Here is a 25,865-nt window from a genome sequence, read left to right on the forward strand (position 1 = left end):
TTGGTTACGGATCTTCGTCAGCCCATGGGCTTATGATTTGTATGAATAACCTTAGTCAATAACTGGAATAGATACAAATCGCCGGATATAAATTTATTTTTAATAGTCATAATCTATAAAAATAATAAGCCAATGGATTATATCTATTGGCTTATATATACATGCTTATTATTACGCTGTTGGTATTGTCACCTATAGCTAAGGCTTTTTCAGCCACGGAAGCATGCGCACCAGCGCGTTGTCCTTAACGATATAGTGATGGAACAGCGCGGCGGCGGCATGCAGCCCAATCAGCCAATAACCTAAGGCCGCCAGCGTCTTGTGCCAGCCGATAATCATCCGCGCCTGCGGCCGATCGGCGACCTCGGCAAAGGGCATCGGCAGGCCAAACAGAAACCACTCTTTACCGCCCAGATAGCGGGAATAAACCCCCAACACTGGCAGCGTCAGCAGCAACAGATAAATCAGGCTGTGCACCAGATGCGCCGCGCCGGTTTGCCATTTAGCCGGTTTCGGGTTGATGGCAGGGCTGGTGTGGCGCCAGCGCAGGAATAGACGGGCGATCATCAATACAAAGACCGTCACCCCACAGCTGAAGTGGGTCACCACCAACACGTACCATAACGGGGTGCCCGGTATGGTAAATCCTCTTAGCTCAATCGTCGTGCAAGTGATGATCAACAGGATCGCCACCAGCCAGTGCAGACGGATCTGCATCGGCATATAAGAGTTCTGCACCGGGTTGCCTTTGAATGTTAAATCACAGTGCTGATGAGAGTAACCAAATGTTACAGAGGAGGAAAGCGCCGGATGTGAAAATCATCCGGCGCGTGTTGTGACTCAGTTAGCCTTGGCTTTGGCGAAGTCACTGCCGTTAACGTCAACCACATAGCCGCTGACGTTGCTGCGGGTGGCGTAGAACACTTTGCCGTTAGCCAATGGCAGCAGTGGGAGCTGTTTGGCAAAAATCACCTGCGCCTGCTGGTAAAGCTTGGCGCGTTCGGCCGGGGCGCTGACCGAAATTGCCTGCTGGATCAGCTTGTCATAGCTGCTGTCGCACCAGCGGGCCGCATTGGCACCGGTCTGCACGCCGGCGCAGTTGAGCAGCGTGGCGAAGTTGTCCGGGTCGCCGTTATCCGACATCCAGCCGTACAACGCGCTCTGCTGTTCCCCTTTGCGCAGCCCGGCCAGGTACTGGCCCCATTCCCAGGTGACGATTTTGGCCTTCACGCCCACTTTTGCCCAGTCGTTTTGGATCATCTGGGCGATGCGGCGTGAGTTAGGGTTATAAGGGCGGGCTACCGGCATCGACCAGATATCGGTCTCAAAGCCTTTTTCCAGCCCGGCCTGTTTCAGCAGTTCACGCGCTTTGTCCGGGTTGTAAGCGTATTCCGGCAGCTTGTCGTTGTAGCCCAGCATGCCCGGCGGCAGTATCGAGTTGGCCGTGTTGCCACTTTCTTTAAACACCGCCGCAACGATGGCCTTTTTGTCCACCGCGTAGCTCAGCGCTTGGCGCACCAGCACGTTATCAAACGGTTTCTTCTGGGTATTGAATGCCAGATAGCCGACGTTCAGGCCGTCGATACTGTGAAGCTGCAGGTTTTTGTCGTTCTTGATGGCGTCAAACTGTTCTGCCAGCGGGGCAGGGATAATCTGGCACTCGTTGGTTTTCAGCTTCGCCAGCCGGGTTTCCGGGTTTGGCGTGATGGAGAAGATCAGGTGCTTGCTGGCCACTTCGCCCTGCCAGTAATGCGGGTTGGCGATGTAGCGGATCAGTGAATCCTGTTTGTACTGTTGCAGCGCGAACGGACCGGTACCGATCGGCCAGTTATCGACGTTCTCCGGCGTGCCTTTTTTCAGCATGGCATCGGCATATTCAGCGGAAAGGATCGAAGCGAAGTCCATGGTCCAGTCCGCCAGGAAGGCGGCGTTAGGCTGGCTCAGCGTAAAGCGCACGTGGTCGTTATCCACCGCCTCCACTTTGGTGATCAGTTTGTCCAGCCCGGTGTCGGTAAAGTACTCGTAGTTGCCGCCGGACACCTTGTGATACGGATTATTGGCATCTTTTTGGCGCATCACGGTGAACACCACGTCCTCGGCGTTGAAGTCACGCGTTGGGGTGAAGAACTTGTTGCTGTTGAATTTCACGCCCTTGCGCAGCGTAAAGGTGTAGGTCTTGCCGTCCGGACTGATGGTCCACTCGGTCGCCAGTGAGGGAGCGGGGGTTTTATCGCTTTCACGCAGCGTCAGCAGGCGGTTGTACAACACCTGCGAGGTGGCGATAAAGGTGGTTCCGGAGCTCGATAGCTGCGGGTTGAAAGACTCCGGCGAGGCCACGGTGCAGTAGACCAGGGTATCGCTGGCGGCCAGGGCATGGCCCGCCGTCAACAGGCCGGTTCCCGCTAATAACAGACCCATAGTGCTTGGTTTTAAACGCATAAAATGGATGGCTCCCTCAGGTTAATTGAGGACACTGCCGCCGCATTGGCATTCAGGCAGCCCTCAAATTAAATATAAGTGATTGATAGCAGATATGGGAACTGGGGGATGAGAGTTCTCTCCCGATCTGTTGCTTCGTCATGCGCCGGTTGGTCAGGCAAGTTTGCGGTATGAACAGGTTGTTCTATATTCATGAAAATGATAATAAGTGTTATTATCATTTTCATTTGTAACTGAATCGAAACATCTTCAGTGCGCTGTGGCCGTTTTTTTAGTGGCCCACGCCGTCTCGTTTTTACCTGAACCAGGGAGGTCAGGCACGCCAACCACAATAAGCAGGAACACGCCGGGCAGTCTGCCAACGGGTCGCCCAGCCGTGCCCAGCATTCATCCCGCTTTGGCCGCTATCAAACGTAATTTGCGGCGGCGGGGTTTTGGCTTGTGTTGTTTCAACATTTGTTTATGGCTTTTCAAAGGTAGGTAACATGTCGGGAACTGTTTTAGCTACTGAATGGCTGCCGCTGACACCGGCGCAGTTAGACTTCTGGGACGAATTTACCTTGCACCCCAGGCAGCCCTTTTCCACCGTCGCCCACGTCAGCGAACTCCGTGGCGCGGTGGATGAGCTGGCGCTGGCTCGGGCAATCACGCTCACCATGGCGGAAACGCAGGCGTTTGCCTTGCGGTTTAGCGCCGCTACTGGCGATAGCCCGCCGCTGCAGCGTTACGACCCTCAATCGGTGCCGGCCTTGCAGCAAATTGATCTGCAGGCGCAGGCCGATCCTTATCAGGCGGCGATGCGGCTGATGCAGGCGGATGTCGAACGGCCAATAGATTTACGCAGCGAACCGGTGGCGGCCGTATGGTTGATCAAACTGGAGCCGTCGCGCTACCTCTGGTATCTGCGGACCCATCATATTGTGATCGATGGCTTCGGTATGGCGTTGGTCGAACACCGCTGCGCCACGCTATACGCGCATTTCCTTGGCAACGGCGCAGTGGGGCAGGCTCTGGGCAGCTTCAGCGCTTTCCAGCATCATGAACTGGCCTATGCCGCTTCTGAACGTTGCTCAAAGGATCGGCTTTTTTGGCAGAACTATCTGCCGCCGTCGCAGACCTTGCCGACGGTGCGCAAAGGCGGCCGGGAGTACGGCGTGAAATGCCTGAGCACCAGCACGGCTCTGCCGGAAGAGATTTCGCTGCGGTTGCGTTGGCTATCGGAGCGCAGCGGCATTGGCTGGCCCGATCTGCTGCTGGCACTGTCCGCCGCCTGGTTGTTCTTTACTTTACCGCCGTTGCCGCATGATAAAGGCGATACGCGCACCCTATGGATGCCGGTGATGAACCGCCGCAGCAGCCAGGCGACCAATACTCCGGCGCTGGCGGTCAATACGCTGCCGTTGTTGGTATCACTGCGCGGGGAGGAGACGCTGGGGTGTTTTCTGTCAGACATGGCGCAGAGGCTGCGCGAGCTGCGCAGTCACGCCGGTTATCGCTTGCGGCAGATTGCTGCCGATCGCGGCGTGACGCCGGCTTCGCGTTTGTTTATCTCTCCGTTTATCAACGTTCAGCCGTTTGATCCGGCCGGTTTCAGCGGTTGCACCAGCACGCGTCGGGTACTGGCCGGCGGATCTGGCGACGGCGCTAACCTGACCTTCCGTGGCCGCACCGATGCCGGCGATCTGTATCTGGATATTGATATTTACGTGCAGCAGTTCCCCACGGCTGGGGTTGCCGACTACGGCAATGCCCTGCAGGAGTTTTTACTGCGTGCGTTGCAGGAAGAGGCGTTGGAGACGGCGGTCGGTGAACTGGTGGCGGTGCCCGCCTGATGCCGAGCAGGTAGGGGTCGAACACGTTCGACCCGATTTACCCTTGGGTGATGTGAGAGGGCGCAGCATGCAGCGCCCCTACGTTTAAACAGTGTTAACGCGCCAGTAGCGCTGCGACCTCCCGGGCATTTTTGCAGGGGATCAGCAGCGTGGGTGGCAGACGGGTGCCGAAGGCGTCGTTGAGCTGTGCGGCCACCTGCCGAATGTGCGGCAGTTTCAGCCCCATGCTGATAAAGGCGGTTTCATCTCCCCATTCCGGGCGCGGCGTTGCGCCGATGGTCTGCAAATAGATAGCTAAAATCTTGCCGCTATTGGCCGGTGCTGCGCCTGGCAACGGTGCGGCGCAGGCGTTTAACCCCGGTGCCGCCCGTTCGGCGCTGAAGGCGGCGCGGATGCGGTGGCGGTCTGTCTTGCCATTGCCCGAAAGCGGCAGCGCTTCGGCGTGGATAAAGCGCGTCGGGATATGAGTGCAGGGCAGGTAACCGGTTGAGAACGCGCGGATCGCCGCCAGCGACAGCGATTCGCCGTCGTGAGTGAGGTACATCGCCCCGAGCGTGGCTTCGCCGTTATCTCCGCCGGGGTAATCCACCACCACGATGTCGAGGATCGCCTCGTGTCCACGCAAGACGTCTTCAATCTCCGGCAGCGAGACGCGCACGCCACGGATTTTCACGTAGCCGTTCACCCGGCTGGCGAACAGGATATTGCCATCGGCACGGTAGTAACCCTGGTCGCCAGTGCGGAAGGCGCGCAGCGGTTGGCCGTCTGGCCCCTCCAGCGTGACGAAATCATGCTGTTTTAAATCACCGTCTTCCAGATACCCCAATGCCAGATTCACCCCGGCAGTGTGGATGCGGCCGACCACACCGGCCGGGCAGTGGCTGCCGTCGTCATGGCAAATAAAATACTGGTTGGCCGGCAGTGGCTGGCCATAGGGCACGGTTCCGGTGTCCTGCGGTGCTATCGGGTGCCAGATGCTCCAGATGGTGGTTTCGGTTGGCCCGCCGAGCGAGAACAGGCTGATATCCGGGCGCAGGCCACGCAATTGCTGCACCGTGGCCGGTTTGATGTAGTCGCCGCCCTGAGCCACCAGCCGCAGCGAACGCAGGCTGTCGTCGGTTTTACAGGTCAGCAGCATCTCCAAAATGGCCGGTACCGAACACCACAGGCTGACGCGATAGCGCTCCACCAGTTGGTTCCAGCTGATGGCGTCTTTTTCCTGATGCGGTGCCGGTAACACCAGGGTCGCACCGGCGCTGAGCGAGCCGAACAGATCAAACATCGACATATCATGGTGCGGTGGCGTGACCGAGATCATCACGTCATCGGCGGTGACCGCCCAGCGTTGCAGGGTCTGGCCGATAACGTTAGCGGTGGCGCGGTTGTTGAGCACCACGCACTTCGGCTTGCCGGTGGTACCGGAGGTATACAGGTAATAACTGGCCTCGCTGCTGGCGCTGCGCTCGGTCAGCGTCTGGCGGTCCGGCAATGCTGCGTGGCTTGCTGACGGGGCGAGCAGCTCTGCCGGTGTTACCCCGTTCGGTGTTTCCAGTTCACCACGCTGTACCACCAGATCCGGCCGACAGTTGGTCAGCAAATAAGCGGTGCGTTCCGGCGGCGAGTTAATGTCGATCGGCACCCAGATAATCCCCAACAGCGCACAGGCCAGCGAGATAGTGACATGCTCCGGGCTACGCGCCAGATACAGCGCCAATACGCTGCCAGGCCCCAGACCACGCTGTTGCAGGTTGGCCATTACCGCGGCGACCTGCTCGCCTAGTTGCGGGTAAGTCAGGGTTTGTTGATCGCAGATCAGCGCCGGTCGTGGCTGCGGATCGTTAAACAGTCGTTCCGCCAACTGAGCAAGATAAGGGGAGGCACTGAATGCCGCCTCGTCGTGGTTATGGCGGTAATGTTGATAATCGATAAATTGCGCCGGGGCAATTTCCAGATCACCGTCCCGGCACATCAGCATCACCCGGCGCTGCAGCGCGTCCAGCATCGCCTGCACCTGCTCGCCGTCCAGCGCTTGCTCGGCGTAGTCAACGCACAGCAGCAGGTTTTTGTCGGCATCCTGCGTCAGCCGGATATCTATCGCCACCTGCGGCGTCTGGGTTACGCCGTCAAAATAACGCACCGGTGCATGGGCCGGCAGTGTCTCCCAGCCCAGACAGTTGGTGAGGATCACCGGCAGCGCAGGGGATCCCTGACTGTGGCTTTGTAGCTGCCGCGCCAGATCAACGCCGGAAAACGTCAGGTGGTCGAGCGCGCCCAGCACGTCGTCCTGCAGCGCCTGCGCGCGGCTGACAAAGCTGCCGCCAAGGCGGGTATAACGTACCGCCACGAAGGTGGAAGCGTTACTGAGTGAGCCATCCGCCGCAGGAAATGCCACCGGCACCCCAACGCAAAGCTCGCCGTCGGTGGTCCATTGCGCCAGCGTATCGAGGATCAGCGCCGAAAGGCTGCTGTTGCGCAGCAGGGCATGGGCGGACCCCAGGCGTGAAAACTGTTTCAGTACCTCGCGCGGCAGGGTCAGGTTGGCACGGCGGTAACGCGAAGATTTGATATTGGCCAGCGGAGTGCGCCACGGCAACGCCGACGGGGTGGTAATGTCCTGCAGCTTGGCCTGCCAGTAGGCGGCGTCGGCCTGACGCTGCTCTGCCGTGGCGATGGCCGGTGGGCTGGTGGGGGCGATGGGCGGCAGCGTGGCGTCGTCAAACAGCCGGGCGATCACGCTGGAGATGCCCTGACCGTCGAGAATTAGCGCGTCGAAGCTGGTGAAAATCACACTGTCGTAAGGGTTGCCTGCCACGTCCTGCATCTCTGGCAATTGAATGGCGACAATACGCCACAGCGGCTGCGCGGGATCGTGGCGCTGGTGCGAATATTGCTCACGAAGGTCGGCCAGACGTTGTTGTGCAGCCTGATGATCGAGCGCCCGCAGATCCTGTCGATCCAGGTTCAGCGTGGCTTCTGGCCGAACATGCTGAGTAAAGCGCTGGGGATCGATGCAGGTGCGAAGCGCCGCGTAATGTTGTACCAGCTCCCTCAGCCGGGTTTCCAGCCGTGCCAAATCCAGCCGCAGGCCGTGATATTCGCGAAAGTCGTGCATTGCCACGCCGCCGAGCGGCCATTGTTCGCTGCGGCCGAGCAGATAAGCCTGCTGCAGCGTGGTTAATGGTGTCTCCATGGTATTTCCCTATTGTCGCTAACCAACGAAAAGAATGCGGAGCGCGTGAGGCTACGCGCCCGTCACTGATATCAGGCTTTGGGTGTCAGTACCTTCAGCAGCATTTGCGCCCCCTCGGCGGCGTTGGGCGCCTGCCGGCAGATCAGCGCAGCAAGGGCCGCCGGGGATGGATTAGCCGCTACGTCCGCTGGGGTCAGCGCCACCGACAGATATTTGTTAACCACCGCCAGTAATGCCGGCAGCCCGTCCTGCGGCAATGGCAGGGCGTTGATGTCGTCGTCATCACTCAGTCTGGCGTCCGGCACCACGCGTGCCAGCAAACGATGCAGCAATTGGCGCACCGGCATTTGGCGGGCCAATGCCGCTGTGGAACACTCTGCCAGCCACTGCGCCAGCGGCAGATTGAAGCTGCCCGGTTGGTTGGCGGCCTGTTTCAGCAAGGCGCCATAGGTGGCAAACAACTGTGGCAGCAGCCCATCCGGGAAGGCATCCAGTCGCACGTCCCAGTTGATCAGAATGCCACCGTTGGCGTGCGCCACCTGGGCATCCAGCGCCACCTGCGGTCCCTGGGAAATCACCCATTCCAGCGGACCAAAGGTGCGGGTGACATTGTCTGAGAACAGCGCTTTGCCGCGAATGCCGAAACCGGCGGTAAATACCACCGGCGAGGGCTGCATGCTGCCCTGCAGGCGCGACAGATCGCGCATCACGCTGACGCCCGGATAGTCGGCATGGGCGATCAATTCTGCCAACTGCGACATCAGGCGTCGGCAGAAGGCGGGCAGGTTTTCTGCCGGATCCAGCTCCACGCCGAGCAGCACCAAATTGGAGAAGTCACCAATCAGGTTGTCGACGCTCTCTTCGGCACGATGGAACAGCGGTACGTTCAGCCGAAAGCGCGACAGCTTCCAGCCGTGGCCGACGGTGACGGCGAACAGCGCTAAAAACAATGATGAAAGCGTGATGCGGTGCGCTTTGGCGACGTGCTCCAGGGCTTTGGTTTCTGTGGCGCTCAGTTGCAGCGCCAGCCGATCGCTACGGCAGCGATCCGGGGTACGCAGCAGGTGCGGTGCGGGCGGCAACTGGGCTAGCCGCTCACGCCACCAGGCCTGCGTGCGGGTGCGGTGTGCCTGAAGCTCGGTGTTAGCTTGCTGCCGCTCCAGATAGTCAAAGTAGGCAAAGCCATTGTCGCTCGGTGCCACCGGGCATTGATGATAAAAACGCGCCAAATCCTCCATCAGCACGCGAAAGCTCATGGCATCACCGGCAATCATATCCAAATCGACATGCAACCTGCTGTGGCCACCCGGCAGCAGACTGAGGCTGATATCACAGGGGATACCCTGTTCCAGCGGCAGCATTTGGCTGCTTTTCGCCAGCCGTTTTTCGGCAAGCCTGTGGGTAACATCGGCAGTGTCCGCGTGGCTAAAATCGTCCAGATGCAGGCCATGTTGCGGGCCGCAGGGGGCGATAGTTTGTTGGCCATCGGCGGTGACCTGCAGGCGTAACATGGGGTGATGCAGGTAAAGAAGGGCAACGGCCTGTCTCAGTCGTTCGACATCCAGGTCGCAGCAGTTAAATTCCGCATACAGGTGGGCACTGACGCCCCCCAGTGGTGCTGCGGATTGCCGGCCCACCCAGTAGGCGGCCTGCATCGTGGTCAAGGCTTTCATCGGGTTTCCATCAAGATTTAGAGACTGTAAGAATATATTGCAATGTTAATGGGAATGAAAATTATTACTATTAATATTTATTATGATAACGCAGAGGAATAATGTGGTTAATGCTGGGCGGTACTCAGGGGGATAAATTATTAACTCTGATATGGTTATGTTTTATATTCATTTTAAATGAAATTATTGATTTTTTAGTGATGTGATTCTTTTGCTTTACCGATCTCCTTTCTGATTGTTTTTCCTGGCATTCATTCACTCAAGTGATAATGATTTGCATTAAAATATGTAAAATATTATCATTATTAACAATTCTTTACGTTTCCAGACAAAAATCAGCCTCTACCCGCTGCGTATCGGGGGTGGGGCGTTTGTCTGCGGCAAGGATATGCAACAGCAAGGTCAGGAAGGCCGCAATGCCATTGTCAGTGTGAAAAGCAGCGTCGTTACCTATGTGAAAACAATTAAATTTTTGTGCATCTGGGATGAAAGGAGAATACATCTATGAGCAAGCATTCAGCGGCTCAAAGGCATAAAATCGTAGGAAACAAGGAAAAAGCAGGCTTACAGGTCATCGGGGCATTTTCCTCACTCTTTCTGGGTCTTTGCTCTCTGTCTGTCGGCAGCGTTAACGCCGCCGCCGTGGACGAGAAGGTTCAGGAAACCGCAGACAGCAAACGTAACGACAACTGGCAGGACTCCGAGAGCCTGCTGGTCACCGGCGAAAAAATCAAACGCAGCATTTTTGATACCGGCTCCAGCGTGCAAGTGTTCGACAGCGAACGCATTGCCTCTATGCCCAATGCGTTGCAGGTCCCTGATTTACTGAGGATGACTGCCAACGTCATGGATGTGGGCATCGGTAACGACCTTCCGACCGTGCGCGGTATCGATGGCTCCGGCCCGAATACCGGTGCCAATGCCTTCCTCAGCGGCACCCGCCCACGTCTCAATCTGTCATTGGATGGGCGTTCATTAACCTATAACGAGCAGGCCTACGGCCCGCAGTCGCTGTGGGATCTGGATCGCGTAGAAGTCTTCCTCGGGCCGCAGAGCTATATTCAGGGGCGCAACGCCATTGCCGGCGCCATCGTGATGGCCAGTAAGGATCCGACCTTTGACTGGGAAAGCGCCTTCAAGGGGGGCGCGGGAAACCAGCATTCTTCACAACTGTCCGCCATGGTCTCCGGCCCGCTGGTGGAAGACCAACTGGCGTTCCGCGTCAGCGTCGATCGTCAGCGCCGCCGTAGTGACGTCGACCTGCCCGCCTATGAACCGGTGGGCGATCCGCGCGAGGTTGAAGCCACTACCGCCCGTGCCAAACTGTTGTTCAACCCGGCAGGCATGCGCGAGTTGACCACCAAGCTGACCTTTAACCATTTTGGCAGCACCTCACCGCAAAACGAGAGCCTCAACCCGTTGGTTCACCCGACCAGCCTGCGTCACGATCCGCGCCGTGCGGTATTTAAAAGCAACACCAACAGCGGCGTCTGGGATCTGGCCTGGGAGCAATCCGACAGCCTGACGCTGGAAAACCGGGTGATCTACACCGACTTCAATATCAACCGTCCTACCGCTTATGCCTTGCCGTACGCCGATATCGGCGGCAAAGAGGTGCATGTGGAGCCGGTGGCGCGCTTTGGCGGGCCAGGCAGCCGCCTGCACGGGCTGGCGGGGTTGCGTTACTTCCACGCCAAGCAGGATGAGTTCGTTAATATTTTCGGTGGTTCCACCTTCAAGGATAAAACCGACACTAATTCGGTGTTTGCCGAACTGACCTATGCCATCACGCCACAGGTGGACCTTACCGCCGCCAGCCGCCTGGAGCGAGAGCACCGTCAGCGTACCGGTGGCAGCAAGGCCGTACGTATCGACTTCGACGAAACCTACGACGTGTTCCTGCCGAAGCTGGATCTGGCCTGGAAACCGACGGATACCCAGACCTACGGCGCCAAGGTGGCGCGGGGTTATAACGCCGGTGGCGCGGGCATCACTATCGGCACGCCGGTGGTCAACTACACCTACGGTTCCGAGTATGTCTGGAACTATGAGCTCTACACTCGTCACCACCTGAAAGACGCCAACGTCATTCTGACCAGCAATATTTTCTACAACGACTACAAAGACATGCAGTTGCCGTACTCCCTGGGGCCAAACTCATCGGTGATCCGCAATGCCGACAAGGTGGAAACCTACGGTGCGGAGATGGGGGCGACCTGGCAGCCGCGCTGGGACTTCGAGCTGTTCACTAACGTTGGCCTGCTGAAGACCAAAATCAAGAAGTTCTCGGGCAGCGGCGTCGATGGGCACGAACTGGCGCGTGCGCCGGCTTATACCGCCAACATGGGCGCCAAGTACCAACTGATGGCCGGGTTGGAACTGAGCGGCAACGTGGCGTTCTCGGACTCCTACTACTCGCAGTACGACAACGACTCACGCGGGCGCATCGGTTCTTACTGGTCGGCGAATACCCAACTGGCGTACACCTTCGCCTATGGGCGCGCCACCCTGTATGCACAGAACCTGTTTGACTCGGAGCGTCGCGTGATGGTCAGCGGCAACGACGTGTACACGGCGACTCAGCAGCGCCCGCGCATGATTGGCGCGGCACTTGAACTGACATTCTGATGCGGTAGCAGCCAGTCTGCACAAGGGGCGTACCAACGCCCCTTTTCATGACTCGCGTTCCCCGATGTTCCGGCGTGGCCGGGCGCAAGGAGATAGAGCAGTGAGCGGTTATTTTGACAATATTCTTAGCGATGACGAAGCCCAGCGTTTGGATCTGGCGTTCCAGACGCTGGGTGCGCGGGCGGCGGATGCCTCTCAACCCTTGAGTGAAGCGGAAGAGCTGGCGTGGTTCATGCACCAGCAGCGGGGCGATGGCAGCAGCCAGCAGGCAATGGCCTGGCGTCTGGGTGGCGAGCCGGATATCGGCCGTTTGGTTAGCGCGCTGGAAGCCCTGACGCGGCTGATGCCTGAACTGGACGTTCGTTATGACTTCGATGACGAACAGGGCTTACGCAAACTGCGCGGTAGCGCGACGCTAAACCCGGTGAGCATTCAGGCGGTGCTGGACGAACGACAGGCGGTTAGCCGTTTGCTGCAGGCGCAGGCCGCTCCTCTCGAACTGGCGCGAGAAGCACCGATACGCTTCCTGCTGTTCACCGGCACCGGAGCGATATTAGGCGTAGTGGCGCACGATATTTTGGCTGAAACGCTGTCCTGTCGGCAATTATTGACCACGCTGTCGGCGCTGTATAACGGCATTGAGCCGACGCCGAGTTTTGCCATCATTCCTCCGGTGGCGCCCCTGGCGGAAGACACCGAGCTGGCGCTGCCGTGGCCGCGTCAGGCGTTGGCCCTGCGCGATTACCAGACTTCCGTCCCTCAGGATGAGCTGCTGGCTCAGGCCGGGGTGCGTATAGCGACCCGCGTAGCGCGCAAAATCTTGCCGGCTGCAGACAACCCGGCGACGCTGCTGGCGGCGATTGCCGTGCGTTTTGCGCGTTTTATCAGCGCCCAGTCTGGCGGGCAACCGGTGCAACTGAGTGTGCCGCAGGGCGATGCGCAGCAGGCGAGCGGTCTGGACGCCTGGATGAGCACTGCGCAACTCAAACGTCTGACCCTGGGGCCTGTGGATCCTGATGCGGAAAGTCACCTGCTGGCACAGCAAACGGCGGAACGGGCTAATCCCCAACTGGCCCAACTGTTGGTGACCTGGCTGGCGGACTCGTCGGTGGCGTTGCAGCTTGACGGTGTCAGCGCCGAACGACTGTTGCTGCCACCACTGCATACGCCGTTTGAAATGGTGCTGGCCCTGAGCCTGCCGGATCCGGACTCGGTGGTGCTGGAACTGGTTACGGATCCCCGTTTAACCCCACATGCCGCGCCTTTCCTGCTGGAGCAGTTTGTTGCTTTCCTCGCCGGACGGTTAATAACCACGGCGCTGCTTCCTGCCGCTGAGCAGCCGTCAACCTTGCACGAGAGCGTTTTGGCGACGCAAGACGCGCAAGCAGAAAATGCCGAGATTACCCAACTGATCCTGGCGGAATTCCGTGACGCGCTGGTCGCACCGGAAATGACTGCCGATGAAGATTTCTTCGATCGCGGCGGGCACTCGCTGGTGGCTACCCGGGTTATCGGCCGTTTACTCAGCCTGCACCGCATCGAACTCAACATTAACGATCTGTTCAGCCACGCGACCGCCCGTGGATTGTCGGCCTATGCCAAACGTCAGGCAGTGGCGGAACCGAGCGCACCGCAACTTGCCGCGCAACCACAGGGGGAGGCGGTTCAGGCGCCGTTGTCTCTGGCACAGCACTCCTTGTGGAAGGTCTACGAGGCCTTCGGCCACGACGAAATCTTCAACCTGCCATTCGCCATCTGTTTCCTTGATCCGGTGGATGAAACCGCGCTGCGTCAGGCGTTTATCGACGTGATGACCCGCCACAGCGTATTGCGTTCGCTGTTTATCGACCACGACGGCGAGGTATATCAACAGGTGGTGCCAGCCGCTGACCTGCTGGATTACGGCTGGTTTTATTTCTCCGATGAAACACCGGCCGGTAATGCCAGTGAGTTGTTGGCCAGGGCGGGGGATCACCGCTTTGATCTGACCGCCGAGCTGCCGCTGCGCGCGACCTTCCTGCGGGATGCCGCCACCGGTCAGCAGTTGCTTTCGCTGCTGTTCCACCATGTGGTACTCGACGAGTGGTCGCTGAACCTGATGATGGACGAATTGGGGGTTGCCTATAGCCAGCGCGTGGCGGGGCAAGCGCCGCAGTGGAAAAGTGCCGTGCCGCAGTTTCACGCCTTTGCCCGGCAGCAGCAGGCGGGCGGCGTAGTACAGCAGCACCTGGATTACTGGCTGGATAACCTGCGCGACGCACCGGTCGGTCAGCCGTTGTTCCAGCAGCAACCTTCGCACCATCCTGCGGTACCGGCCGACGCCGATGTTGACGGTGGCTGGCTGGAGTTTGACGTCGACCCGGCGGTGGCCGATGGGCTGTACGCGCAGGCCAGAAAGAACAACGCCTCACTGTTCAACGTGGTCTACGCCGGGATTACCTCGGCCCTGCGCCTGCTCGGTGGCCCGGCGGATCTGCTGGTGGGCACTTCCACCTCAGGCCGTAACGACGCCGAGTTTTTCGACACCATCGGCTACTTCACCACTGTGGTGGTGCACCGGGTACGTTTCGCCGAACAGTTGACGGTGGCGGGCCTGATTGATCAGGTTAAAAACACCATCAACGGTTCCATGCCCTACACCGATATCCCCATCGATCTGGTGGAAGAAGGGCTGTTTGGCGTTGATGCCGATCGCAAGAATCACATGTTCGAAGTGTTCATTCAGATCCACAGCCGCATCAAGTTGAATGGGGCATTCACCCTGCAGGATGGCAGCAGGGTGGCCTACCGTCAGGTAGAGCCGGAGAAAACCGCATCGCTGCTCGGTTTGCAGTTTGAAGTGATGGAAGAAAACCTCGATGGCGCGAAATCCCTGCGCGTGATGATGACCTACCGCACCGATCACTACACCGCGCAACAGGCTGAGCTGATCGCCGGCAGCATTCAGCACGTGTTTTCACATTTTGCCCAGTTGGCCGACGGGGATATGCCGCTGGCAGCCCTGCCGCCGGTACCACGGCAATGACACTGTTCACCCTAACTGACTTTATTACTTTCATGGAGATAAACGGATGTCTGGAACTTTAGGAACACCCCGCGCTTTATTGTCATTGTTGATCGCCACGTCGTTGGTGGTGGCCGGTGCGGCACAGGCCCGTGATGCCGGGATTAAGCCAGAAGATATCAAGCGTCAGCCTTTATCGTCGGCGGTGGTGGAAATGGCCTTCAGCCCAAGCCAGCAGGCACTGTTTGTCAGTGCGCCGGACTGGAAGGAAGAGGCGAAATCCCGCGTGCTGCGTCTGGATCCGGCCACGCTGGCGGTGCAGGCGGAGATCCCGCTGCAGGTGAAGGGCTTCGGCGTGGCGCTGGATGATGCCGGGCATCGGCTCTATCTGACACAGGGTTTCAACGGCTCGGTCGGCGTGGTCGACACCACCACTAACCGAGCACTGGCCAGCATCCCGGTGACCGAAAAGAGCATGCTGAAAAAAACCTACAAAGACGCCGGTATCAGCGGTAAACGACTGGAGTTTTTGCTCGAAGAGCTTAAGCGCTTCAAGATAACCGAAGACTATCAATACCGTATCCGCGAGGTGAAATATGACGCGCAGACCGGTCGCTTGTTCCTGCCGGGGCTGGGCTTCGGGGTGGATAGCGTGCTGTTTGTGGTGGATACCAAAACCAAAAAACTGGAGAAAATGATCCCAGGGTTTGGCTACAACGCGGTAGGGATCACCCTCGACGAAAAAGGACGGCGCGTATTTGTCTCTAACATGCAGGGACAGTTGATCACCCTGAATGCCGACACGCTGGCGATCACCTCCACCAAAGAGATCCAGGCGGATCAGTTGCTGAATCTGGTGTATGACGGCAAGAACAACCGTTTGTTAGGCGTGGATCAGGGGATCGATCGCGATAACTATCGCAACACTCATCTGGAGCGCGACTACGTGAAGCGCAGCAGTGGTCACCGGGTGTTTGCACTGGACGCGGACAGCGGCAAGGTATTGGCCAGCGAACTGACCGATGAAGTGCCGATCGGTCTGCTGCTGGACGATCGTAATCAGCGGGTGTACGTCGCCAACCGTAATGGGGTCCGTGTCGACCACGGCGCGGGTACGTTAACGGTGTTCGATTCGAAGACCCTCAAACGCCTGCAAACGCTGGATTTGCCACCGCACCCTAACAGCCTGGCACTGGATACCAGTAACAATGTGCTGTTCGTGACGGTGAAAAATGACGGTGCCAGCACCAAGGCCGGTAAACCAGAAAGCGTGGTGCGTATTCAACTGCCGAAAAACTAGTTTTATCCTGCTGCGTCAGTGAAGGCTGACGCAGCGTATTTCTGCCCGACCTCAATACGCCGCCAGCTCATGCATACACATTCTGTGCTTCTTCACGGCCAACGCAATTGATCCCCACTGCAACGCAGATCTACACTGCTGGACGGAAGGCATCGCCATTCCCCCCGATATTTGATCAGCCAAATACCTCCATTAAGGGCTTCCCATGAATCATTTTCGACCCGTTGCACTGGAACATGCCAGCCGTTTACTTAACCATGGCCCGACGGTGTTGATCACCAGCAGAAGTCAGGATGGCGCACGGCGCAATGTGATGGCGGCCGCTTGGTCGATGCCGGTTGAATTTACGCCGCCGCGAATTGCCATTGTGGTCGACAAGGCGGCGTATTCCCGACAAATGATCGAAGAGAGCGGGGTGTTTGGTATCTGCATTCCGGCTGCGATGTTTATCGACACCACCTATGCGGTGGGCAATATCTCGGGGCAGGAGGTGGAGGATAAGTTTTCCCGTTTCAATATTGCCACGATCTCCAGTGCGACGTTGAATGTCCCCTTGATAGAACAGGGCTGCGTGGCCTGGCTGGAGTGCCGTCTGTTACCGGAGAGTGGCGCTCAGCAGAAATATGACACCTGTTTCGGCGAAGTGGTCGCCGCTGCCGCAGATGAACGGGTATTTCAGGGTGGCCGCTGGAACTTTACCGACGCCGATCCGCAGTTGCACTCCATCCATCATCTGGGGGCCGGCAATTTTATTCGCAGCGGCGATACCCTGCGGGCAAAAAGCCTATAAATAATTTTCAGCCACTCACACCCGCGGTAAGAGCGTGGGTGTGAGCTTTCCGCATTTAAATCATCGCTGACTCAGTCACCGGCATTAATTGTGGTGAGCGGGGCGAGCTTCTGGCGCACGTTTTCCTGGCGTTTTTTTATATGGTTTCTTGAGCGCTTGTTTATTTTGATGTGATTTTGGTTGCATTTTATTGCTGTGCGGATTTTTATTATTTTGATGAACTACCAGCCTGTCATTATATTTATTAACCGGTGCTGCAGCGAATACCGATGTGCAATTTAGCGCCATTACGGCGGTAATAATGAGTATCAGTTTTTTCATTATGATGTCCTGATTTATTTCAGTGGTGTTTTCGGTCAGCCCCAGACAAGGGGCTGACTCCTTAACGTGGGCCGTTAAAATGGTAGCCAGGGCCACCGCGCCCACCGCTGCCACCACCGCCTGGAGGCGGGAATATACAGCCGGAAAGCATTGCGCTAATCGCCAGCGCGCTGATGAACATCATAATACGACGCATAATATAACCTTTAATCTCTAAATTAAGATGGCTAGTATCATCTTCCGTCGTTGGTATTAGCAATATGGAAAGAGTAGGCAAACCGAAAAGGTTCTGTAAGTAAGAATATTCTAATCGGGGTGTGAACTATTACGGTAGTAGGAGGGGTTAATATCCCGCCCTGAGCATTTCATCTCGCAATAAATCGATTATCGCCGGCTCTATGTCAGGGAATTGCCGCGTAATATCGTTTATGGCTTCCTCGACGGAAGGCGCGACAAAGGTTCCGGAGAAGGGCAGCAGAGGAAGGCTGGCATCGCTGTCCGGGAATTCGCCGCTGATGGTGCCGGTGATCATGCCCGCTCTCTTTTCCGCAGTGAAATCGTATTCGCCAATATTTTTATTAATGGGTGTCATTTTAACCTCGGTATCCGATTTCCTGGTGCTGCTACGCACCGGTCAACGCCTTCTTTTAAGCATAGTGCCTGGGTCGGAGAACACCACCAAACGTCTGGCCCACGCCTTTGATATGGGTCAATCCCACATAAACATAAGGTAATAAAAACTGGTCTTGTCCCGATAATTTGATTATAAACACCGGCGTTAGGGACAATGTTCTCATCTGAATTGGAGTAGTTATGTTGGCTAAAGTTAATCGTCTGCTTGCCGGTGCGTTACTGGTGTTATTGCTGCCTGCCGCTGCTGCGGCGGCGGATTACCGCGCGGGCGAGCAATATACTCGCCTGGATAAGCCGGTGGCATCCGCCCCTGCAGTGGTGGAGTTTTTCTCTTTCTATTGCGGCCCGTGCTATCAGTTTGCCGAGACTTACCATGTGGGCAGCACCGTCAGCCAGGCATTGCCTGAGGGCACCAAACTGACCAAATACCACGTTGGTCTGATGGGCAAACTGGGGAATGAGCTGACCGAGGCCTGGTCGGTGGCGATGGTGATGGGCATTGAGGACAAAATCGAAGGCATGCTGTTCGACGAGCTGCAAAAGAAGCGTGCCATCAACAGTGAACAGGATATTCAGCGGGTGTTTGCCGCTGCCGGAGTTGATGCGGCCACCTATGAAAATGCACGTCACAGCCTGCTGGTGAAGGGCATGATCGCCAAACAGAATGAAGCGGTCAAAGCGCTGGACGTGCGCGCCACTCCATCGTTTTATGTTTCCGGCAAGTACAAGATCGACAATGCCGGAATGGCGAGCCAAAGCGTTGACGGCTATGCCAAAGAGTACGCCGCCGTGGTCCACTATCTGCTGACCACCCAGCCTTAAGATTTTCCCCTTACTCTTGTTTTTACCTACCCGGCTGCGGCCGGGTTTTTCATATCGGGTGGCTCAAGACGCAATCTGTGATCTCGGCGCCAGATCCCGGCTCCGGCATTGCTTGTATGTTATCGGGTTGTTATGTTGATTTTCTGTTCATCGCTGATGTGTGAAGGGGTAAAGCATGGCAATTTCCGCGCAGGTCAGGGAGGCCGGTTTCGAGGAGTGGTTGGCGAAAATCAACTCCGCCTGCGGCCGCTTTTGCGCCAGGACATTGGGGCCTGGCTTTAGCGGTGCTATGCAGGAATTCCGTGCCCACGCGCTGCGCCTGAGCGTGGTGGATGCCGCTCAAACCCGGTTGTATCGTACCCAACAGGAGATTGCCCGCAGCGACGGTTCGCACTTTTTCACGGTATTTCAGCTACGTGGCAGCTCATTGATGGAGCAGGGCGATCGGCAGGCGGTGTTGTCCGCCGGTGACGTCACGCTAATCGACGCTTCGCGCACCAGCAGCTTTACCTTTCAACAAGACTCCCGCCAAATTTCATTGCTGATGCCGCGCAGCTATCTTGAGCAGTCTGCGTCCGATGTACAGTGCGTGCGGCGGCTGGATGCGCAAAGCAGCGTGGTGCGCCTTAGCCGGCAACTGGTGCTGGGGTGTATGCAAGACTCACAGATGAGCGCTCCAGAGAGCGAGGCGATCCTGAACGCGGTTGCGACGCTGTTGCGTCCGGCGCTGGTCGATCGCGTAGTGGGGGAAGACAGCCCTCCGCGCAGCTTCAGCCGTACGCTGGCGTTTATCGATACGCATATTCAGTCGCCGCAGTTACGGCCGGAGTGGATCGCCGATGAGCTTGGCGTTTCGGTGCGCAGTCTGTATCGGATGTTTGCTCGTCAGGGGCTGGTGGTGGCGCAATATATCAAGCACCGCCGCCTGGATTTGTGCGCACAGGCGTTACGCAGCGCGCCGGAGCGACAGAAACTGGCCACTATCGGCTATGACTGGGGGTTTGCCGATCACAGCCACTTTTCCACCGCCTTCAAAAGCCGTTTTGGCGTTTCGCCGAGCGAATATCGCAAGCAGTATCAATAGCGCCTTCTGCGGCGCTATTGATGATGAAGGCGCTCTTTAGTAACGAATGCATACCGATTTGGATTCGGTATAGGCATCCAGCCAGTCCGGGCCGAAGTCGCGGCCGCTACCCGATTGTTTAAAGCCGCCAAAAGGCATGTTGGCATCGATCAACGTATGGGTGTTGACCCAGACCGTACCGGCCTGAATGCGTGGCGTATAAGCCATTGCTGCCTGCAGGCTGGTGGTCCACAGGCTGGCGGTCAGGCCGTAATCGGTGTCGTTGGCTTTGCTCAGCGCTTCTTCGGCGTCCGCCACCCGGATCAGATTCACCACCGGGCCAAACACTTCTTCGCGTGCCAGATTCAACTGATCATCCGGGTTTATCACCAGCGTCGGCGGAATATAGAACCCTTGCGAGTCCGGCCCGGCTGCGCCGCTGATCAGTTCCGCATGCTTGGATCTGGCGTCGTCCAGATAGGCTGCCACTTTATTCCGGTGATCGCTGGAGACCAGTGGGTTGATCTGCGCATTGGCATCCATGCCCGGCCCGACGGTCAGTGACTTCACCGCCTGCTCGAACCCGGCGACCAGGCTGTCGTAGATTGGTGCTTCAATATAAATTCGTGAGCTGGCGGCGCACACCTGGCCCTGATTGAGGAAACTGCCCGCCATCAGGCCTTCGATAACCTGTTGTTGATCGGCGTCTTTCAGCACGATGGCCGGGTTTTTACCGCCCAGCTCCAGCGTGACGCGGGTCAGGCGATCTGCCGCCGCCCGCGCGATGCCTTTACCCACCGGTGTGGAGCCGGTGAAGCTCACTTTGGCGATCAACGGGTGTTCGGTCAGTGCCTTGCCACAGCCGGTGCCTTTGCCGGTTACCACGTTAAATACGCCCGGCGGAATACCGGCCTCGCTGGCCAGTTCGGCCATGCGCAGCAGGGTGAGCGGGGTGGTTTCCGACGGTTTGATGACGATAGAGCAACCCGCCGCCAACGCCGGCATTACCTTCCACATGCCGATCATTAGCGGGAAGTTCCACGGCACGATACCGGCTACCACGCCAATCGGCTCTTTACGGGTGTACACCTGATATTTGGCGCCCGGCGGCATCGGGATTGACACGTCCAGGGTTTGGCCGGTGATTTTGGTGGTCAGCCCGGCGGTGTAGCGCATCCAGTTCAGCGTGCAGCCGACCTCGAACATGCGGGCAATATTGATAGACTTACCCTGTTCCAGCGTTTCCAACTGGGCCAGCTCTTCGGTGTGTTGTTCAAGCAGGTCGGCATAGCGCAGTAGAATGCGCTCGCGCTCGGCGGGTAAACGTTGGGCCCAGACTCCGGAGGTGAAAGCCTGGTGGGCAGATTGTACGGCACGCGCGACGTCCTGTGCGTTGGCGTCGGCGGTGGAGGAAATTTGTTTTCCGTCAGCGGGGTTAAATACCGCCAACCGATGTTCGGCACTGGACTCGCACCATTGGCCGTCAATATACAGCCCATGATGACGATCGAGAAAACGCGAAACGCTGTCCATCACTGCTAGGGTGTTGTCAGGCATACGCCCTCCTGTCAGACAAAAAAGGTCGCTATCATTAACCTTAAAAGTCTACAGCAGGCCCAGCGGCAGGACTTTTGTCTGCCTGACAATCGGTTTGCTCTGCGTGACATAACGGCTGAATGAGTCAGCCGTTAATCGGCGGGATCAGGAGCTGAGGGTCGCCAGGCGGGTGGCGAAGCCGAGGAACAGCAGGCCAATCAGACCATTGCCCAGTTTTGCCAGGCCTTTCTTGTGGTTAAAGAAGTGCGCCAGCATCGCGCCGGAAAAGATCAGCGTGGTCATGTAGATAAAACTGACCGATTCGAGGATCAACGCCAGAATGGTGAACGACAGACCGGTGTGGGCATAGTTGAAATCGATAAACTGTACGAAGAACGACACATAAAACAGGATCGCTTTCGGATTGGTCAGGCTGAGCGTCAGCGATTTGCGCAGAATGCTGTGGCTGCCTTCAATCTGTTGATGCTGCTCGGCATTTTTCTGGATAAAGGTGGCGTAGAGAATCTTGGCACCCAGGAACAGCAGGTAAATCGCGCCGAGAAAACGCACCAGGGTAAACAGAAACGGCGTGGTGCGGATCAGCGAGGCCACGCCAATATAGGCGCAGAAAATCAGGATTGCATCACCGATAAACACGCCCAGCGCGGCGGTATAGCCGGCCCGCACACCGCGTGTTACGCCGGTTTTCAACACATACAACGTATTCGGGCCCGGCAGGATGATGATAAAAATCACCCCGGCCAGATAGGTCCAAAGATTCAGGACGCCAAAACTTTCTAACACAATAACCTCTCCATGCGCGGAACTGACAGCCAATAACACTGGCTACACCCGTAGCCGGGCGCGATCCTAACGCCGCGGGGGCGGGTTGGCAACGTAATAAACTTCATGTTGATTGCCGTATTTCGCCATCAGTTACGCGCAGGCAGACAGGGGTTATGGCTTACGTGCCAGCAGCGTGGCGAAACGCAGCGAAATGCGATTACCGGCGGCATCGGTTTTGTGCAGTTGGCCAACGTCCTCGTTGTACTTAAGCACTTCCCACCCGGCGTAATAGTCTTTCAACTCACCCGGTTTAAAAGTGAATGGGAAGGGCAGGCTGCAAGGGTAATCCGGGGTATCCATCGCCGCGACGATCAGGTTGTAACCGCCGTCGACGGTACTGTCCTGCATGTTTTTCACCAGCCGCGGGATCTGCGCCGGGTTGAGGAACATCAACACCACGGTAGAAAGGATAAAGTCGTATTCGCCGCTGAAAGTATCAGTATTGAGATCCTGCACGCTGGCGCGAATGTGCGACAAACCTTCGCTATCGATGATGCCGTTGAGGTTATCGATCGACGGGCCATGTTTGTCCCAGGCGGTGACGTCAAAGCCTTTCAGGTTGAGATAAAGCGAGTTGCGTCCGCCGCCGCAGCCCAGATCCAGCATCTTACCGGGCGCGATCTGCTGTACGGCCTCAATCACTTCGGAGTGGGTACGCGTCAGCTGGTATTTCTTGTGATAGTAATCTTCCGGCGAGCAATAGAAAGCCAGTTGGCAGGTCATATCATCGGAGAATGAAACGATGCGGTGCCATTGCTGCGGCTCGATAAACGGCGGTTGGCTCTCGGGGCTGAACTGCCAGGTTTCGGTAGTTTCGCCCTGTTCGTTCATCAGTGCGAAGGTCAATGTCCCGCTCAGTAGCCTGAGTTTGGCCCAGGTACCGCTCTGGGTGTTGTGCTTTTGCTGGAAGCTCTCTGGCAGCGTAGTGCTGTTCCATTCAGGCAGGGTTTTATAACAAAGCAGTTGGTTCATCTATCACTCCTTGGGTTCTGCGTTGCCGCATTACGATTCTATATGTTGCATATAAAATACATGTTTAAGGGCGCTTTGAACATGCCTGAGATCATCAAAGTGCATTTTCCTGGTGGCCGTACGAGAGGATTGGCATATTTAAACTGGATCACGGCCCCGGCCTGGGCTAACGTCAGTGCAGTTTATGCTAAAAGATCAGGGAAAAGATGCTAATTCGCCATTTTATCAAGCCATTGAGCCTGGGCGCACTGTTGGTGCTGGCCGGTTGTAGCACCAAAACCACGACCACTACGCCGGTGCAACGTCCGGCAGACGTCAAAGCCCAACTGGTGCGGTTAATGCCGGCCAACACCGCAGACCGTCAGGGGTGGGCCACCGATATCACCGCCGCTTTTGCCGCGCAGGGCATTGAACCCAGCGACCAGAACCTGTGTTCGGTGCTGGCCGTCACCGAGCAGGAGTCGACCTTCCAGGCCAACCCGTCAGTGCCAGGGCTGCCAAAGATCGCCTGGAAAGAGATCGACCGCCGCGCCGACCAGCTGCATATTCCCAACTTCCTGGTGCATACCGCCCTGATGATTAAATCACCAAACGGCAAGAGCTACAGCGAGCGGCTCGATAAGGTGCGCACCGAGAAAGATCTGAGCGATATCTTTGATGACATGATTAATTCGGTGCCGATGGGGCAAAAACTGTTTGGCAGCCTCAATCCGGTGCATACCGCCGGGCCGATGCAGGTGAGTATTGCCTTCGCCGAAGCCCATGCCAAAGGCTATCCATACCCGATTGACGGCACCATCCGCCGCGAAGTCTTTAGCCGCCGTGGCGGCATGTATTTCGGTATCGCTCACCTGTTGGGCTATCCGGCCAACTATAGCCAACCGATTTACCGCTTTGCCGACTTCAATGCCGGTTGGTACGCCAGCCGCAATGCGGCCTTCCAGAGCGCAGTCAGCCGCACGTCGGGCATTCCGTTGGCGCTGGACGGCGACTTGATTAACTACGGTACCGATAAGCCGGGCACCACCGAACTGGCGGTACGCACCCTCGGCAAGCGGTTGGACATGAGCGACTCGTCGATTCGTCGGGCGCTGGAGAAGGGCGATTTGCCTGAGTTTGCCGACACCGATCTGTATGAGCGAGTCTATGCCCTGGCGGAGAAATCCACCGGCAAGAAACTGCCACGGGAAATGCTGCCGGGCATTCAACTGGAAAGCCCGAAAATTACCCGTAAGTTGACCACCGCCTGGTTTGCCAAACGGGTGGATGAGCGGCGCCAACGTTGTATGACCCGCGCCTCGGCGGGTTAAACCTGTGGGGTGCTGATAAATGCAGGATGCCGCTCGGCCTGGGCGGCAAATGCCGCCAGCGTCGGGTGGTTATCGGCGCTAATCAATTCGGGCAACATGAGTTGAGTGAAGCTCCAGGCCACCGCCACGCTGACCTCAGCGCTGCCGATCACCGCGAGTGCAGTGCCGGCTCGCGCCAACTGTTTTTCCAGTTCGGCATAGGCTGCCAGCAACTGGCCCTGAACGCGATCCAACCAGGGCTGATGCTGTTTCTCCTGCGGCCGTAACTGTTGTTCATAAACGATTTGCACCGTTTTTTCGCAGGCGGCCAGCGCCAGGCCATTGAGTTGCAGGGCATAAAGTCGCGCAGTACCCTCAGTCGGCAGCAGAGCCTTACCGCTGGGGGCTATGCCGGCGGCGTATTCCAGGATCAGTGAGGAGTCCATCAGGATTTGATCGTCGGCCAGTACCAGCGTCGGGGCTTTTACCACCGGATTAATGGCTTTGAATTGCTCAAAACCGCTGAATACCGAAATTGCGCGGTGCTCAAACTCGATCTCCAATAATTTCAGACAAATAGCCACCCGGCGTACATAGGGTGAATCCAGCATGCCAATCAGTTGCATCATGTTCTCCTGAGCCTATTCGCCCGATTTAAGTGAATGAATAAACGTCACCAGCCGTTGGGCTACCGTTTCCGGCGCGTCTTCCATTAAAAAATGGCCCGCCTGAGGGATCACCTGCAGCCTGGCACCGGGAATGTCGCCCTGCAAACGATAGGCGTAACTGACCGGTTGCCACTCATCGTCCTCACCCCACAGGATTTGCACCGGCAGGCGTAGCTCAGGCAGGCGCTGGGCGAAGTCTTCAGTATAGCGCGCGTCGTAATGGGCGATTTGATGTTGATAAAATGCCGGTTGACCGACCACGCCGACGATCGGTGCCAGATAGTGCTGTAATAGCTCTCCGGACATCCGCGATTTGTTGAACACCGCCATTTTCAGTTGGCGAGCCAGGGTTTGCTCATGTTGTGAGGCGTCCATAACGGCGTACTGATGATAATTATCGCGGATGCCGCGCCAGCTTGGCGAAGGCCAGGAATCATAACTGCAAATATCCGCGATGGTCAGCGAGCGAAAGCGCCGGGAGTGCCCAAACGCTGCGCGTAGCGACAATGCGCCCCCAATATCGTGACCAAACACGTGGGTGGACTCCAGTTGCCAATGGTCAAGCAGGCCGATCAGTAAATCTGCCTGTGCAGCAATTGAAGTGTCAGCCGACAATGGGCGTTCTGATGCGCCGTAACCCAATAAATCGTAGATATGGACTCTAAAGCCCGCCGCCGTCAGGCTGGGCAGCAAATCCCGCCAGATGATCGAGTGGGCAGGGGTGCCGTGTACCAATACCAGGGGGTTGCCGGTGCCATGTATGCCGGTGGCAATACGATGGCCATTAACAATAACCTGCTGATTAAGCACAGATGTTAAGCCGTTCATGTTGATTATCCGGTTGCCGTGTTGTACGCAA

General features: G+C 57.3%; 20 protein-coding genes. 8 read left to right on the plus strand and 12 right to left on the minus strand.

Going from position 1 to position 25,865, the window contains the following annotated elements; all coding sequences use genetic code 11:
• Positions 1-198: 198 nt before the first annotated feature.
• Together cybB and M2406_RS15535 are read right to left on the minus strand one after the other, a co-directional pair.
• On the minus strand, positions 199-723 hold the full coding sequence (cybB, locus tag M2406_RS15530) for a cytochrome b561 (RefSeq protein WP_259190767.1): 525 nt from the start codon (positions 721-723) through the stop codon (positions 199-201).
• A gap of 117 nt (positions 724-840) precedes the next feature.
• Positions 841-2,439: an ABC transporter substrate-binding protein gene (locus tag M2406_RS15535; protein ID WP_259190560.1), complete on the minus strand. Its 1,599-nt coding sequence runs from the start codon at positions 2,437-2,439 to the stop codon at positions 841-843.
• A gap of 485 nt (positions 2,440-2,924) precedes the next feature.
• Between M2406_RS15535 and M2406_RS15540 the strand changes: the two genes are divergently transcribed.
• On the plus strand, positions 2,925-4,271 hold the full coding sequence (locus tag M2406_RS15540; RefSeq protein WP_259190561.1) for a condensation domain-containing protein: 1,347 nt from the start codon (positions 2,925-2,927) through the stop codon (positions 4,269-4,271).
• 94 nt (positions 4,272-4,365) lie between these two features.
• Here M2406_RS15540 and M2406_RS15545 read toward each other — a convergent pair whose 3' ends face one another.
• Together M2406_RS15545 and M2406_RS15550 are read right to left on the minus strand one after the other, a co-directional pair.
• Positions 4,366-7,461 (minus strand): amino acid adenylation domain-containing protein, encoded by a 3,096-nt coding sequence (locus tag M2406_RS15545; protein ID WP_259190562.1) that lies wholly within the window; start codon positions 7,459-7,461, stop codon positions 4,366-4,368.
• 71 nt (positions 7,462-7,532) lie between these two features.
• A complete protein-coding gene (locus M2406_RS15550) occupies positions 7,533-9,134 on the minus strand; it encodes a condensation domain-containing protein (RefSeq protein ID WP_259190563.1) in 1,602 nt (533 codons plus the stop codon).
• 504 nt (positions 9,135-9,638) lie between these two features.
• Between M2406_RS15550 and M2406_RS15555 the strand changes: the two genes are divergently transcribed.
• The 4 genes from M2406_RS15555 (at position 9,639) to M2406_RS15570 (ending at position 16,856) form a co-directional block, all read left to right on the plus strand.
• The gene (locus M2406_RS15555; RefSeq protein ID WP_012005418.1) at positions 9,639-11,762 is read left to right on the plus strand and encodes a TonB-dependent receptor; all 2,124 of its coding nucleotides are present in this window, start codon (positions 9,639-9,641) and stop codon (positions 11,760-11,762) included.
• Positions 11,763-11,862: 100 nt separating this feature from the next.
• Positions 11,863-14,787 carry a condensation domain-containing protein gene (locus M2406_RS15560; protein WP_259190565.1) on the plus strand — a complete coding sequence of 975 codons (2,925 nt, stop codon included), beginning with the start codon at positions 11,863-11,865 and terminating at the stop codon, positions 14,785-14,787.
• Between the two features lie 46 nt (positions 14,788-14,833).
• Positions 14,834-16,066, plus strand: a complete 1,233-nt coding sequence (locus M2406_RS15565; RefSeq protein WP_259190566.1) for a YncE family protein — start codon at positions 14,834-14,836, stop codon at positions 16,064-16,066.
• 205 nt (positions 16,067-16,271) lie between these two features.
• Positions 16,272-16,856, plus strand: a complete 585-nt coding sequence (locus tag M2406_RS15570; protein ID WP_259190567.1) for a flavin reductase family protein — start codon at positions 16,272-16,274, stop codon at positions 16,854-16,856.
• A gap of 84 nt (positions 16,857-16,940) precedes the next feature.
• Here the strand turns inward: M2406_RS15570 and M2406_RS15575 are convergent, their stop codons facing one another.
• The 3 genes from M2406_RS15575 to M2406_RS15585 form a co-directional block, all read right to left on the minus strand.
• Positions 16,941-17,177: a hypothetical protein gene (locus M2406_RS15575; protein ID WP_259190568.1), complete on the minus strand. Its 237-nt coding sequence runs from the start codon at positions 17,175-17,177 to the stop codon at positions 16,941-16,943.
• 61 nt (positions 17,178-17,238) lie between these two features.
• Positions 17,239-17,373 (minus strand): hypothetical protein, encoded by a 135-nt coding sequence (locus M2406_RS15580; RefSeq protein WP_259190569.1) that lies wholly within the window; start codon positions 17,371-17,373, stop codon positions 17,239-17,241.
• A 147-nt stretch (positions 17,374-17,520) separates the two neighbouring features.
• The gene (locus M2406_RS15585; RefSeq protein ID WP_017891751.1) at positions 17,521-17,769 is read right to left on the minus strand and encodes a hypothetical protein; all 249 of its coding nucleotides are present in this window, start codon (positions 17,767-17,769) and stop codon (positions 17,521-17,523) included.
• 221 nt (positions 17,770-17,990) lie between these two features.
• Between M2406_RS15585 and M2406_RS15590 the strand changes: the two genes are divergently transcribed.
• Positions 17,991-18,632: a DsbA family protein gene (locus M2406_RS15590; protein ID WP_259190571.1), complete on the plus strand. Its 642-nt coding sequence runs from the start codon at positions 17,991-17,993 to the stop codon at positions 18,630-18,632.
• Between the two features lie 175 nt (positions 18,633-18,807).
• On the plus strand, positions 18,808-19,716 hold the full coding sequence (gene feaR / locus M2406_RS15595; RefSeq protein ID WP_259190572.1) for a transcriptional regulator FeaR: 909 nt from the start codon (positions 18,808-18,810) through the stop codon (positions 19,714-19,716).
• 36 nt (positions 19,717-19,752) lie between these two features.
• On the opposite strand, the gene M2406_RS15600 is transcribed toward feaR, so the two are convergent.
• The 3 genes from M2406_RS15600 to tehB all read right to left on the minus strand — a co-directional run bounded on the left by M2406_RS15600 (position 19,753) and on the right by tehB (position 23,049).
• Positions 19,753-21,252, minus strand: a complete 1,500-nt coding sequence (locus M2406_RS15600) for an aldehyde dehydrogenase family protein (protein WP_112363347.1) — start codon at positions 21,250-21,252, stop codon at positions 19,753-19,755.
• A 144-nt stretch (positions 21,253-21,396) separates the two neighbouring features.
• On the minus strand, positions 21,397-22,035 hold the full coding sequence (leuE, locus tag M2406_RS15605; RefSeq protein WP_017891756.1) for a leucine efflux protein LeuE: 639 nt from the start codon (positions 22,033-22,035) through the stop codon (positions 21,397-21,399).
• 153 nt (positions 22,036-22,188) lie between these two features.
• Positions 22,189-23,049, minus strand: a complete 861-nt coding sequence (gene tehB / locus M2406_RS15610; protein WP_115183187.1) for an SAM-dependent methyltransferase TehB — start codon at positions 23,047-23,049, stop codon at positions 22,189-22,191.
• Positions 23,050-23,255: 206 nt separating this feature from the next.
• Between tehB and M2406_RS15615 the strand changes: the two genes are divergently transcribed.
• Entirely contained in the window at positions 23,256-24,359 is a 1,104-nt protein-coding gene (locus M2406_RS15615; protein ID WP_012005429.1) for a DUF1615 domain-containing protein, read from the plus strand.
• On the opposite strand, the gene M2406_RS15620 is transcribed toward M2406_RS15615, so the two are convergent.
• A complete protein-coding gene (locus tag M2406_RS15620; RefSeq protein ID WP_310473624.1) occupies positions 24,356-24,964 on the minus strand; it encodes a glutathione S-transferase in 609 nt (202 codons plus the stop codon). The two genes, M2406_RS15615 and M2406_RS15620, sit on opposite strands and share 4 nt — an antisense overlap.
• A 15-nt stretch (positions 24,965-24,979) precedes the next feature.
• A complete protein-coding gene (locus M2406_RS15625; protein ID WP_259190574.1) occupies positions 24,980-25,834 on the minus strand; it encodes an alpha/beta fold hydrolase in 855 nt (284 codons plus the stop codon).
• Positions 25,835-25,865: the final 31 nt, after the last annotated feature.

Origin of the sequence: Serratia sp. BIGb0163 (assembly GCF_024809935.1) — a bacterium.
GTDB classification, from domain to species: Bacteria; Pseudomonadota; Gammaproteobacteria; order Enterobacterales; family Enterobacteriaceae; genus Serratia; species Serratia quinivorans.